The sequence below is a fragment of the uncultured Granulicatella sp. genome, from assembly GCF_963521425.1.
In the GTDB taxonomy this organism is placed as follows: Bacteria; Bacillota; Bacilli; order Lactobacillales; family Aerococcaceae; genus Granulicatella.
In genome coordinates, this window is the sequence record NZ_CAUQUN010000003.1 from 78,740 (window position 1) to 92,865 (window position 14,126).

Annotated in this window: 10 protein-coding genes; all 10 read left to right on the forward strand. The window is 34.4% G+C overall.

Features of this window, described 5'->3' with window-relative positions:
• Window positions 1–145 precede the first annotated feature (145 nt).
• Window positions 146–1,885, forward strand: coding sequence for an ABC transporter ATP-binding protein (locus RWO76_RS01670; RefSeq protein WP_314353880.1), 1,740 nt, complete (start codon window positions 146–148; stop codon window positions 1,883–1,885).
• On the forward strand, window positions 1,875–3,683 hold the full coding sequence (locus RWO76_RS01675) for an ABC transporter ATP-binding protein (protein ID WP_314353882.1): 1,809 nt from the start codon (window positions 1,875–1,877) through the stop codon (window positions 3,681–3,683). The genes RWO76_RS01670 and RWO76_RS01675 overlap by 11 nt, the downstream gene beginning before the upstream one ends.
• 408 nt (window positions 3,684–4,091) lie before the next feature.
• On the forward strand, window positions 4,092–6,287 hold the full coding sequence (locus tag RWO76_RS01680) for a Tex family protein (RefSeq protein ID WP_314353883.1): 2,196 nt from the start codon (window positions 4,092–4,094) through the stop codon (window positions 6,285–6,287).
• Window positions 6,288–6,443: 156 nt separating this feature from the next.
• Window positions 6,444–6,725 carry a DUF1507 family protein gene (locus RWO76_RS01685; protein WP_314353885.1) on the forward strand — a complete coding sequence of 94 codons (282 nt, stop codon included), beginning with the start codon at window positions 6,444–6,446 and terminating at the stop codon, window positions 6,723–6,725.
• Window positions 6,726–6,748: 23 nt separating this feature from the next.
• Window positions 6,749–8,038 (forward strand): putative peptidoglycan glycosyltransferase FtsW, encoded by a 1,290-nt coding sequence (locus tag RWO76_RS01690; protein ID WP_314353886.1) that lies wholly within the window; start codon window positions 6,749–6,751, stop codon window positions 8,036–8,038.
• The gene (locus RWO76_RS01695; RefSeq protein WP_314353887.1) at window positions 8,016–11,444 is read left to right on the forward strand and encodes a pyruvate carboxylase; all 3,429 of its coding nucleotides are present in this window, start codon (window positions 8,016–8,018) and stop codon (window positions 11,442–11,444) included. The genes RWO76_RS01690 and RWO76_RS01695 overlap by 23 nt, the downstream gene beginning before the upstream one ends.
• 17 nt (window positions 11,445–11,461) lie before the next feature.
• On the forward strand, window positions 11,462–11,755 hold the full coding sequence (locus RWO76_RS01700; protein ID WP_314353888.1) for a YlbG family protein: 294 nt from the start codon (window positions 11,462–11,464) through the stop codon (window positions 11,753–11,755).
• A 217-nt stretch (window positions 11,756–11,972) separates the two neighbouring features.
• Entirely contained in the window at window positions 11,973–12,548 is a 576-nt protein-coding gene (gene rsmD, locus RWO76_RS01705; protein WP_314353906.1) for a 16S rRNA (guanine(966)-N(2))-methyltransferase RsmD, read from the forward strand.
• 9 nt (window positions 12,549–12,557) lie between these two features.
• Window positions 12,558–13,079, forward strand: a complete 522-nt coding sequence (gene coaD, locus RWO76_RS01710; protein ID WP_314353889.1) for a pantetheine-phosphate adenylyltransferase — start codon at window positions 12,558–12,560, stop codon at window positions 13,077–13,079.
• 2 nt (window positions 13,080–13,081) lie between these two features.
• Complete coding sequence (locus RWO76_RS01715; RefSeq protein ID WP_314353891.1) at window positions 13,082–14,116, forward strand: SepM family pheromone-processing serine protease; 1,035 nt, start codon at window positions 13,082–13,084, stop codon at window positions 14,114–14,116.
• Window positions 14,117–14,126: the final 10 nt, after the last annotated feature.

Genomic DNA, 14,126 nt, shown 5'->3' on the forward strand with positions numbered 1-14,126 from the left:
CTTTCGTTATGGTAACAATATAAAAGAGTTTAGAAGTGTTGTCAATCTTTTTTTATAAATTTTGTATAGATTGTTTGAAAAACATTATAACCCTTGATAAAATAGATACAATACTTTTTAGATTAATACGAAAAGGAGTGAAGATATGCTTAAAAAAATAGTTCCCTATTTTTCAAAATATAAATATTTCCCATTTTTAGCATTTTTATCTATTTTAGTGGAAGTTGTCTGTGAAGTTGGTCAACCCATTATTATGTTAAAAATTATTGACGAAGGAATTCCAAATCGAGATACTTCTATGATTTTATGGTATGGAATTTTAATGATTATCGTTGCGATGATTTCCCTTGGAGCAGGAGTGTTAGGTGCAAAATTTGCTTCTATTGCAGGAACAGGTGTTGCGAGTGAATTAAGAAGTGCTCAAATGAAGAAGATTCAAGAATTTTCGTTTAAGAATTTAGATTTCTTCTCAAATGCATCCTTAATTACACGTATGACAAGTGATGTGACAAATGTTCAAAATACAGCGATTATGACGATGCGTATTTTAGCACGTGCACCAATGATGTTTTTATTCGCCTTCTTCTTTGCGGTATCATTGAATGCACAATTGTCATTAGTCTTTGTAGTAGCCGTTCCATTTTTAGTAGTGAGCTTGGCTCTTATTATTTCAACAGCGTTTCCTCGTTTTAGATTATTACAACAGGCAACAGATGGTATTAACCGTACTCTACAAGAAAACTTTATTGGAATTCGAGTAGTGAAGTCCTTTGTTCGTGAGCCTTTCGAACGTGTGAAGTTTGGCGTTGAAAATACAAACTTTAAAACACGTGCTTTACATGCGATGTATGTTATCGTTTGGAATAACCCTATCATGCAATTAACCGTTTATGCTTGTACGATTGCAGTGATGTGGTTTGGTGGGAATTTTGTAATGCATGGAGAGATGACAACAGGGGAATTAATTAGTTTCATTTCTTATATTACACAAATCTTAATGTCCTTAATGATGATTTCCTTTGTTTTTGTCATGTTAACAATGACAAAAGCTTCAATGGATCGTATTTTTGAAGTGATTGAAACAGAAGTAGATATTGTAGAACCTGAGCAAGTCATTCCAACAAAAATTACTCGTGGTGATGTAGAGTTTGATCATGTTCATTTCTCATACGGAAAAGATCAACAAGAAGAAGTGTTAAATGATATTCATTTTTCAGTGAAAAGTGGTCAAGTTCTTGGGATTATTGGACCAACAGGTTCTGGGAAAACATCCCTTGTTCAATTAATTCCTCGATTATATGATGCTACGGCTGGAACTGTTCGAGTTGCAGGGAAAGATGTTCGAGACTATGCCTTTTCAGATTTAAGAAGCCAAGTAGCGATGGTTCTTCAAAAAAACACACTATTTTCTGGAACAATTCGAGAAAACTTATTATGGGGAAATCCTCATGCAACCGAAGAAGAAATGATTCAAGTTGCGAAATATGCTCAGGCTCACAACTTTATTATGGAGATGCCAGATGGATATGATACAAAAGTAGAACAAGGAGGAAGAAATTTCTCTGGAGGTCAAAAACAACGTCTATGTATTGCAAGAGCGATGTTGAGAAAACCAGCTGTTTTAATTTTAGATGATTCAACTTCTGCGGTGGATACAACAACAGATTCATTAATTCGAGAAGCGTTCTTTAATCATTTACCAGATACAACCGTTATTATAATTGCGCAAAGAATTTCTTCTATCCAAGGTGCAGATAAGATTGTTGTATTAGAAGATGGAAAAATGAATGGAATTGGAACACATGAAACATTAATGGAAACCAATGAATTGTATCGTGAAATTTATAAAACTCAAATGGAAGGAGCGAAAGTAGATGAGTGCTAAAAAAATCGGGCAAAAACGTCCTGAAAATTTAAAGCAAACATTAGCCGACTTATGGAGCTATTTATGGAAAAGTAAGTGGAGTCTTTTCGCAGTTCTTCTATTAGTTGTGTTAGGCAGTGCCGCTGGGATTGTAGGGACTTACTTTATTCGTCCATTGATCAATGATTTTATTGCGACAAAAGATGTAGCAGGTCTAGCGAAAATGCTAGGAGTTATTGGATTGATTTATATCACTGGAGCGATTGCGAGTTATTTCTCTGGTAAAATTATGATTACGATTGGTCAACAAACGATTGAAACAATGAGAAAAGATTTATTTGACCATATTCAAACATTGCCGATTCGCTTCTTTGATACGAATAAGCATGGAGATTTAATGTCACGCTTTACAAATGATTTTGAAAATATTCAACAAGCATTTAATAATAGTATGTTGATGATTGTTAGTTCTTTATTACAACTAGTATTAACATTTGTTATGATGATTATTTTATCTCCGATTTTAACGGGAATGTTGATTATTATGGTCTTCATTATGTTTGCAATTGTAAGATTTGTAGCAGGTCGTTCTGGTAAATTTTTCGCTGAGCAGCAAAAAGTTTTAGGGCAAGTGAATGGCTTTGTGGAAGAACATATGGAAGGACAAAAAGTTGTTAAAGTGTTCAATCATGAAAGATTAGTCTTAAAAGAATTTGAAACTTTAAATGCTCAATTAAGAGAAGCAGCAAATCAAGCGCAATTTAATTCAAATATTATGTTCCCCATTTTAGGTAATATTAGTTATATCAATTATGCTTTAACCGCTTCTGTTGGTGGATATTTAGTTGTATTCCAAGGAATGGATGTTGGGGCGTTAGCTTCATTCTTGCAATATTCAAGAACGTTTGCACAACCATTAGCACAAATGTCACAACAAACAAATGTTTTATTAGCAGCGATGGCTGGAGCAGAACGTATTTTTGCGATATTAAAAGAAGAATCTGAAGTGGATGAAGGAACGGTGACTTTAGATCAAACAGATTCGAAACAATGGTATTGGGTAAAAGGCGACGAGAGAATCCCTGTTGTTGGGAATATTCAATTGAATGAAGTGGACTTTAGTTATGTTCCAGATGTACCGATTTTGAAAAAAATAAATGTTTGGGCTGAACCCGGATTGAAAGTAGCCTTTGTTGGTGCAACAGGAGCAGGGAAAACTACCATTACAAATTTAATTAATCGATTTTATGAAATTGATAATGGGAATATTACGTTTGATACAATTCCTATTACGGAAATTAAGAAAGATGATTTACGTAAAACCATTTCGATTGTATTACAAGATACTCATTTGTTTACTGGTTCAATTGCGGATAATATTCGTTATGGGAATTTAGAGGCGAGTGATGATGAAGTAGTGAAAGCTGCAAAATTAGCGAATGCACATGGATTTATTAAACGTTTGCCTCATGGGTATCAAACAGAGATTACTGGTGATGGTGAAGGTCTTTCTCAAGGACAAAGACAGTTACTTGCGATTGCTAGGGCGGCAGTGGCAAATCCGAAAGTGTTAATTTTGGATGAAGCGACTAGTTCGATTGATAGTCATACGGAAGCATTGATTAGTAAAGGGATGGATCAATTGATGGAAGGTAGAACTTCATTTGTAATTGCCCATCGTTTATCTACGATTCGTAATGCGGATGTGATTATGGTAATGGATCATGGTGAGATTATTGAGCGTGGAAACCATGAAAGTTTAATGGAAAAACAAGGTGTGTACTATCAATTGTATACAGGGCAGCTTGATTTAGACTGATAATTTTAGAAATAGACTTTGCAATATAGTAGCTAGGGACGGCAGCAACCACCTTCGGTGTTTCATGCCTAAAAATTGAGCCTAGGTCTCAATTTTTCCCGTGATATAATCAGCGTTCGCTGATTATATCGCTTGAGCTACTATGCAAAGTCTTTTCTGTTCGTACGGATATTTATGAGAGTTCGTAAATGAATTAGACTTTGCTATATAGTAGCTAGGGACGCAAGCAGACCTTCGGTCTCATGCCTAGAGTTACTAAGCAAAGTCTTTTTTCTTTGAACGGATATATATAAGTGTACGTTCGAGAGATAGACTTTATATTGTTAGAAATATACCTTTTCAACAAAAATGTAACTACTTTCAATCAATTCAATTTTATGTTAGGATAAAAACGATTAGGAGGTTTTTATGACAGATACAGAATTAACCATTGAACAACGTGCATTGGATATTGTAAAGAAAGAATTAAATCAATATTCACCAAAACAAATTGATACAGTATTAGCTTTATTAGAAGATGGCAATACTGTTCCTTTTATTGCACGTTATCGTAAAGATCAAACAGGGAGTTTGGATGAAGTTCAAATTCGTGAAATTGAAGAAAGACATCATTATTTAGTAAATTTTGAGAAAAGAAAAGACGAAGTTATTCGATTAATTGATGAACAAGAAAAATTAACAGATGAAATTTTATCTGACTTAATGAATGCTAAAACACTAACGGCATTAGAAGATATTTACCGTCCATTTAAACAAAAGAAACGTACGAAAGCGACAATTGCTAAAGAAGCAGGTTTAGAACCGTTAGCTGAATTTTTATTAGCTTGTACTTCTGAAGAGGTTGAAGCAAAAGCTGCAACATTCATTAACGAAGAAAAAGAAATTTTAACAGTAGAAGATGCGTTAAATGGAGCGTTAGAAATTATTGCGGAAAAAGTCTCCGATAATGCTCATTACAGAAAATTACTTCGTGAACACACGGTTCAAAAAGCCATGCTTGTGACAAGTCTGAAGGACGAAGAAAAAGATGAAAAACACGTATATGAAATGTATTATGATTATCAAGAATTGGTGAAAACAATTGTGCCACATCGAATTTTAGCGGTGAATCGTGCTGAAAAAGAAGGTGTGTTAAAAGTTAGCTTAGAAGTTGATAAAACAATTCCGTTAGAAAAAATAATGAAGAAAGAAATTTTGAATACGAATTCTCCATCTGCTCCATATGTGAAAGCCGCAATTGAAGACAGTTATAAACGTTTCATTGCACCCGCAATTGAACGTGAAATTCGTTCTGAATTAACAGAAAAAGCCCAAACTCAGGCTATCGAGATTTTTGGAGAAAATTTACAAAATCTGTTATTACAAGCACCAATGAAAGGTCATGTGATTTTAGGATTAGACCCTGCTTATCGAACTGGTTGTAAACTAGCGATTATTGATGAAACAGGGAAAGTATTGGATAAAGCAGTTATTTATCCTCACCAAGGAGCAAGCGATTTTAAGCGTGCTCAAGCAGGAACGACATTCAAGAAATTATTGGAAGATTATCAAGTTACTTTAGTGGCTATTGGAAATGGTACTGCAAGCCGTGAATCGGAAGCATTCGTGAGTGAACAGATTAAAGGGCTGAATCGTAAAATTTATTACACGATTGTCAGTGAAGCAGGAGCATCTGTTTATTCTGCTAGTGAGATTGCACGAAAAGAATTTCCAGATTATCAAGTAGAAGAACGTTCTGCAGTAAGTATTGCTCGTCGCCTGCAAGATCCATTGGCAGAATTAGTGAAAATCGATCCAAAAGCAGTAGGAGTAGGACAATATCAACATGATGTGAGTGAAAAACAATTAGATGCAAAACTAGATATTGTGGTTGAAACAGCTGTGAACAAAGTCGGTGTCAATGTTAATACAGCAAGTGCTGCATTATTGGAACATATTGCTGGATTAACTAAAACAACTGCCGCAAATGTAGTCGCTTTTCGTGATGAAAATGGAAAATTTACCAATCGTTCTCAATTGAAAAAAGTTCCTCGTTTAGGACCAAAAGCCTTTGAACAAGCAGTAGGATTTTTAAGAATTGTAGATGGTAAAAATCCACTTGATGGGACAGATATTCACCCAGAGTCTTATGAATTTGCTGAAAAGATTTTAGAAAAAATTCAAGCAACAAAAGTAGAAATCGGGACTGAAAAAGTAGAACAAGCTTTATCTGCATTAGATAAAAAGGCATTATCTAGTGAACTAGGAATAGGGATTGAAACTTTAGAATTAATTTTTGCAGGATTAACAAAACCAGGAAGAGACCCGCGTGAAGAAGTTGATCCCCCAATTTTAAGAAGTGATGTATTATCCATGGAAGATATTCAAGTCGGAATGGAATTACAAGGGACGATTCGTAATGTAGTCGATTTTGGAGCATTCGTGGATATCGGAGTTAAACAAGACGGTTTAGTTCATATCTCAAGAATGAAAAAAGGTTTCGTGAAGCATCCTAGTGATGTCGTTGCAGTTGGTGATATTGTGACAGTTTGGGTTACTGAAATTGATATGAAAAAAGGAAGAGTAGGCTTATCGATGCTACCTCCAAAAGAGAATGAAAAATAATTTATTAAACTTCATTTAGGGCATTATACCCTAGATGGAGTTTTTCTTTTTTTACATTCAGTATTTAAATTGAATTAATTTCTCATCATTCTTTAGAAAAAACGATGCTTTGTGGTATAATTATTTTGAGTTATTTTATTCAAAAGGAGAAAGAAAATGTCAGAGATTAATCAAAATCATGCTCTTGAGCAATTAAAAGAAAATGCTAATAAAATTTACCAATTAATTAATCAACAAAAAAATCATTTATGTATTGCTAAATGCCCAGCATTTGAAGAAGTGGTAGATACACAATTATTTGGATTTTCTAAACAAGTAGAATTTGCTGTCGCAATTGGAGTTGTGGAAGCCAATGAAGGACATCAGTTAATGGCTGATTTGGAATATGCATTAAATGAAGTATATAGTGATGTATATGAGAAAAACTGGCAATCTTAAAGAAAGTAAGAGGGATTATTGGTTTGAAAGTACAAGATAAAGTAAAAAATCTCTTCCAAGTAGATAAAATTATTTTGGTGATATTCATTTTATTATCTGCATTTGGTCTTGTTATGATTTATAGTGCAAGTAGTTATTTTTCATTAACTTCTGTAGGGAACTCCGAATATTTTTTAATTCGTCAATTTGCATTCGTTGTGGCAGGAATTGCTATAGCGATTGGAATTGCTAATAATGGGAAAAAATTCTTTTTTAATGAACGCTTATTACAGATAGTCTATGTAATACTAATTTTATTACTCTTATTCGTTTTCACTCAATCAGGAATTAAGGGTGCTAAAAGTTGGATTAATTTACGGATTTTTAATTTACAACCTTCTGAATTTGCTAAAGTTATTTTAATATGGGCAAGTGCTTTTTATTATCAAAAGTTTAAAGACAGTAAGGATTGGAAACAATTATATATGTATCCAATGGGGATGATGGCTTTAGTAAGTATTCTTGTTTTAATGCAACCAGACTTTGGAACAGTAATGATTACAGTCGTGATGATGTGGTTATTAGCATTAACAACAGGATTTTCTAAACGAGCGATTAAATATTCTGGAGTTGCTTTTGTGATAGGTTATTTATTTACTTATTTACCAATTTCTATTATTCAGTACTTACCTTTTAAAGCTTATCAAATCGGTCGATTTCTTTCATTTCATAATCCTTGGGATGATACGAGCGGTGTAGGTTATCAATCGATTCAAGGATTCTTAGCTTTAGCTAGGGGTGGACTAACAGGTACTGGTTTATCTAGCTCTATCCAGAAGACAGGATTTTTACCAGAAGCTCATACGGACTTTATTTTAGCGATTGTTGGTGAAGAACTAGGATTTATTATTGTGTGGCTTGTATTAGTCGTTCTATTCTTCTTAATTTTATATATTTTTTGGAAAGCTCAATTTTGTCGATCATTATTTTCTCGATACTTATGTCTAGGTGTTGGAATTTTTCTATTAGTACAAAGTGGAGTGAACATTGGAGCGTTACTTGGCTTGGCTCCAATTACTGGAGTTCCATTACCATTTTTAAGTTATGGTGGTTCGAGTTTTATTGTTTCTAGTATTGCGATTGGGATGGTACTTTTTGCATTAAAATATGACCAAGAATATCAGGAAGAAGTTAAGAATTATATTAGAATGAATGAATTCAAACTTGAGGAAGATGAAGAAGAGGAATTTTCTCAAGAAGAAAAGTCAGAAGAAGCAAATGAACAATTGATTGATGAAAAGGAGGATGAGCATGAAGAAATTACTAGTGGCTAATCGTGGAGAAATTGCGATTCGTGTATTTCGTGCAGCTTCGGAATTAGGATTTGAAACGGTTGGTATTTTTGCCAAAGAAGATGATCATTCATTACATCGTTTCAAAGCTGATGAAGCATATTTAGTTGGAGAAGGAAAGAAACCAACTGAAGCTTATCTAGATATGGATGATATTATTCGTATTGCGAAACAATCAGGAGCAGATGCGGTTCATCCTGGTTATGGTTTTTTATCTGAAAATATTGATTTTGCTAGAAAGTGTCAAGAAGCGGGACTAACATTTGTTGGGCCTCGTTTAGAACATTTAGATATTTTAGGAGATAAATTAAAAGCCAAAACTGCTGCACATAAGGCTGGCTTACAATCTATCCCTGGGACAGAAGGGACAGTGTCTTCTGTTCAAGAAATTTATGATTTTGGAGAACAATTTGGTTATCCGATTATGATTAAAGCTGCACTTGGTGGCGGCGGTCGTGGAATGCGTGTTGTTTATCGTAAGGATGATGTTCAAGATAGCTATGAACGTGCAGTTGGAGAAGCGATTAAAGCTTTTGGTGCTGGAGAATGTTATGTTGAAAAGTATATTGAAAATCCACAACATATTGAAGTACAAATTTTAGGGGATAAACATGGAAATGTTGTGCATTTATTCGAACGTGATTGCTCTGTTCAAAGACGACACCAAAAAGTTATTGAAGTAGCTCCATGTGTTTCTCTTTCAGAAGATATGCGCTCAAAAATTTGTAATGCTGCAGCTAGCTTTATGAAAGAAATTGAGTATGTCAATGCAGGAACGGTTGAGTTTTTATTAGATGGAAATCAATTTTACTTTATTGAGGTAAATCCAAGAATCCAAGTAGAGCATACCATTACTGAATTGATTACAGGAATAGATATTGTTCAAGCACAATTAAAAATTGCGCAAGGAATGGATCTACATCAAGAAATTGGCATTCCTACTCAAGAGGATTTAACCTTCAGTGGTGCTGCGATTCAATGCCGTATTACAACTGAAAATCCTGAAAATAACTTCTTACCAGATACTGGTAAAATTAATACGTATCGTTCTCCAGGTGGATTAGGCATTCGTTTAGATGCGGGAAATGCCTTCCAAGGAAATGTGGTAACGCCATATTTTGACTCACTATTAGTAAAAGTATGTACGTATGGTCGTGATTTTTCTCAAGCAGTTACAACGATGCAACGTGCTTTAAAAGAATTTAGAATTCGTGGAGTGAAGACGAATATTCCATTTTTAAAAAATGTAATCCATCACGAAGATTTCTTAACAGGAACCGCTAAAACAACGTTTATTGATACAACACCTAAATTATTTAAGTTTCCAAAAGAAAGCAACCGTGGAAATAAAATTTTAAAATATATATCTGAAATTACGGTTAATGGGTATCCAGGAATCCCACAAGAAACAAAGGCGTTCGAGAGACCAACTTATATCGAAACATTGAAGTCCGTTTCAAAACCAGAAATAACGGCTAAGCAGTTACTGGATGAAAAAGGTGCGGATGCAGTTTCGAAATGGGTATTGGAACAAGAAAAAGTTCTTTTAACGGATACAAGTTTTAGAGATGCGCATCAAAGTTTAATGGCAACAAGAATGCGTTCGATTGATTTAATTCAAGCGGCTCAGCAATATGAAGCAGCAGTTCCTCAATTGTTCTCAGCAGAAGTATGGGGTGGAGCAACGTTTGATACAGCTTATCGATTCTTAACAGAAAACCCATGGAATCGATTGGAAAAAATTCGTAGAGCAATGCCAAATACTTTGTTACAAATGTTATTGCGTGGTTCTAATGCAGTAGGCTATTCTAACTATCCAGATGCTGTGATTCGCTCGTTTATTTTAGAAGCAGCAGCAACAGGAATTGATGTGTTTAGAATTTTTGACAGCTTAAACTGGTTGCCTCAAATGGAAGTGAGTATTCAAGCCGTTCGTGATGCAGGAAAAATTGCAGAAGCGACAATGTGTTATACAGGCGATCTATTAAATCCAATGCAAACAAAATATACATTAGAATATTATAAACAATTTGCTAAAGATTTAGAAAAATCGGGTGCACACATGATTGCCATTAAAGATATGGCAGGATTATTGAAACCTCAAGCAGCCAAACAATTGATTACAACTTTAAAAGAATCAGTGGATATTCCAATTCACTTACACACACATGATACGAGTGGAAATGGTATTTTAACATTAGCAACAGCGATTGATGCTGGAGTGGATGTAGTCGATGTAGCCTTTAGTGCGTTAGCAGGTGGAACATCTAATCCAAGTATGGAAACTTTATACTATGGATTAGAAGGTACAAGTCGCCAACCTGAATTAGAAATGGAAAATGTAACAACGTTAAACCGTTATTGGGGAACAATTCGCAAATCTTATCATGCATTTGATCAAGCACAAGTTTCTCCAAGTCCAGAAGTTTACTATCATGAAATGCCTGGAGGACAATATACGAATTTATACCAACAAGCTAAATCAGTTGGTTTAGGAGAACGTTTCGAAGAAGTGAAAGAAATGTATCACCGTGTAAACCAATTATTTGGAGATATTATTAAAGTAACACCTTCCTCTAAAGTAGTTGGAGATATGGCGTTATTCTGTATTCAAAATGAACTTAATGAAGAAAATATTTATGAAAAAGGGTTAACACTATCCTTCCCTGAATCAGTGATTCAATTCTTTAGAGGAGATTTAGGTCAACCGGTTGGTGGATTTAATGAAAAACTTCAAAAAGTTGTATTAAAAGATATTGAACCAATTACTGTTCGACCAGGATTATTAGCTCCTGAAGTAGATTTTGAAGAAGTTCGCAAAGAATTAGAAACTCTACTTGGGCATAAGCCAAAAGACCAACAAGTACTAAGTTATCTCATGTATCCAAAAGTGTATAAGGAATACCAAGAGAGAAAAGAACTATATGGAGATTTAAGTAAATTAGATACGCAGACATTCTTCTATGGAATGCGTATGGGTGAGACGATTCAAATGGAATATGCTCCAGGCAAAGTCTTTATGATTACATTAGTACAAATTGGGGAACCAGACCAAGATGGAAATCGAATTATGTTCTATCGATTCAATGGACAAAGCCGAGAAATTATTGTCCATGATGCGAGTGCAACAATGACAACTGTTAAACGTCAAAAAGCAGATGCGAATGACTTTGGACAAATTGGGGCAACCATGCCAGGTAGTGTCCTAAAAGTATTTGTAACAAAAGGTGAGGCGGTTCGTAAAGGACAAGTGTTACTTGTGACAGAAGCAATGAAGATGGAAACAACGATTCAAGCACCATTTGATGGCGTTGTTGAAACGATTGCTGTTAAAGAACAAGATATGATTGATGTCAGTGATTTACTATTAACAATTCGTAAAAAATAATGAAGAGAGGAGTAAACATGGAACAAGTAGAAAGAAGAGCGATTATTGTATGGCTCTATACATTAAAACCTATTAAACAATTAAAACGTTTCGGTAATATTCAATATATTTCTAAACGTCTAAAATATATTTACTTGTATGTCAATGAAGAAGAAGTGGAAAGTGTTATAGATAAAGTTAGCAAATTTCACTTTGTTCGAAAAGTTGAAGTATCTCCTCGCCATGAAGTTCGAATGGATTTTACACAAATCTTACCGGAATTACGTGAGGAAATTGAATTAGAAAAACAAGCATTGGCTACAGAAGCGTAATGTTTAGATGTAAAAGTCATGACCATCTATTTAAAGGGTGGTCATGTTTTTTTTAGAGGAAATAAAGCGAAAACATCTTTACTTGCTTCTGTTTTAAACCTATCGAATTCGAGAGGTTTAAATGGTTATTTTACAAACGAGTGACTTTTGCAAAGCTTTCTTCTGCTTATTGTGAGTTGTTATTCTTTTTTTGAAAGTTTATAATAAGGAGAATCATATTAAAGGAGGAACACAGATGAGAATTATTTCTGGCGAATTTGGTGGAAGACATCTTCGTGCTGTTCCAGGAAAGAACACAAGACCCACAACGGATAAAATTAAAGAATCCTTATTTAATATTTTAGGAGGATATTTTGATGGTGGTGTCATGTTGGATATGTATGCAGGCAGTGGAGGAGTAGCCATTGAAGCTGTTTCTAGAGGAATGGACCATGCCTTTTTATTTGAAAATAATCGACAAGCGATTCAAACCATTGAACAAAATATTGAAATTACAAAGAGTTCGAATCAGTTTACATTACTGAAACAAAATGTGAAGCATGGATTAAAAACATTAGCTACAAGAGAAGAGTTTAAACCAGTCTCATTAGTATTTATGGATCCACCGTATCGTCTGCAAGAAATTATCCATGATATTGAACAATTGGAAAAATTATCATTAGTAGCAGAAGATGCTGTAGTTGTCGCAGAAGTGGATAAAGCAGTACAATTACCAGAAAAAATTGGACGATTTACTCAATGGAAACGAGTAGAGTATGGAATTACAGCATTAATTTTCTTTGAATTTGAATAGGAGATTTGTATGGTAAAAGCAATTTATGCAGGAAGTTTTGATCCCATTACAAAGGGGCATCTTCATTTAATCCAACGGGCGACAGTATTATTCGATGAAGTGATTGTGTTAATTTCTCATAATCACCAAAAGCAATATACTTTAACAAAAGAAGAGAGAGTTCAAACAGTTCAAAAAGCTGTGTCAAATTGGGAAAATGTTCGAGTTGTCGTACAAGATGGGGGCTTAACGGTTGAAGCGGCGAAACAATTAGGAGCAACTGTCCTTTTAAGAGGAGTTCGTAATAGTCAAGATTTAGAATTAGAAAAGACATTAGCGTATCATAATCATCGATTAGATGAGAATATTGAAACTGTCTTACTCATAAGCGAGCCAGCCTATGAATATGTCAGTTCAACAATGGTGAAAGAATTAGCGAAATTTGGCGGAGAATTTGAGTCTTTTGTTCCAGAGTCTGTAGCAGAAATTTTGGAAAAAAGATATACTGGACAAGAGTGTCAACAAATGACGCTTCAAGAAAGAAGTGAGTAAGTATGAAAAAATTTTCTTTACGAACGATTGTTATATCGCTCGTCAGTTTATTAGTTCTAGGAATCATTGCATTTTATCCTTTACCTTATGTATTAGAAATGCCGGGCAGCGCTGAAAAAGTAGAGGATTTTATTACTATTGAAGGAGTTAATGAGAAGAAGGAAGGATCTTTCCGAGTAATGACGGTATTGTCCCAACAAGCAACCCCTTTATTGGCACTTCAAACATTACTTCCTCATGTTGAGATGATTCCAAAGGAAAAAGTGTATGGAACAACTCCTAGTAAGGAGTACAATAAAATTCAGGAATATTATATGCAACAAGCTAGAAATGCAGCCATTTTAGTAGCGTATAAGGCAGCTGGGAAAAATGTTCAAGAAGAATTTTTAGGTGTATATGTGATGACTGTAGTTCCTGAATCTGATTTTAAAGAGAAGATTCAAGTAGGAGATATTGTGACAAAAGTGGATGGAGTATCATTTTCATCCGCACAAGAAATGATTGAAGCCATTAGTTCTAAAAAAATTGGGGATAGTGTTACAATTGAAATTAATCGTAATCAAGAAATTATTGAAAAAACAGGAGTCTTGGTAGAAAATCCTGACACAGGAAAACCAATGTTAGGGATTCAATTAGTGACGCATTCAAAACTTCATGAATCTCCTAAAGTAGATTTTGATCCGCATGGGGTTAGTGGACCATCGGCAGGTTTGATGTTTACATTAGAAATTTATAACCAATTAACGGATAAAAATTTAAAACAAGGTAGAATTGTGGCTGGTACTGGCACAATGAATGAAAAAGGAGAAGTTGGACGAATTGGTGGAGTAGATAAGAAATTAGTGGCAGCTGTTCGAGCAGGAGCAACTATTTTCCTAGCACCAGATGATGAAATCACGGATGAAATGAGAGAAAAAAATCCTAACATTTTATCGAACTATGAAGAAGCTAAACGAACCGCTGAAAAGATAAAATCCAACATTCAAGTTTATCCTGTAAAAAAATTTGAAGATGCAGTAAAAATTTTAGAAAAATAAAATACAAAAC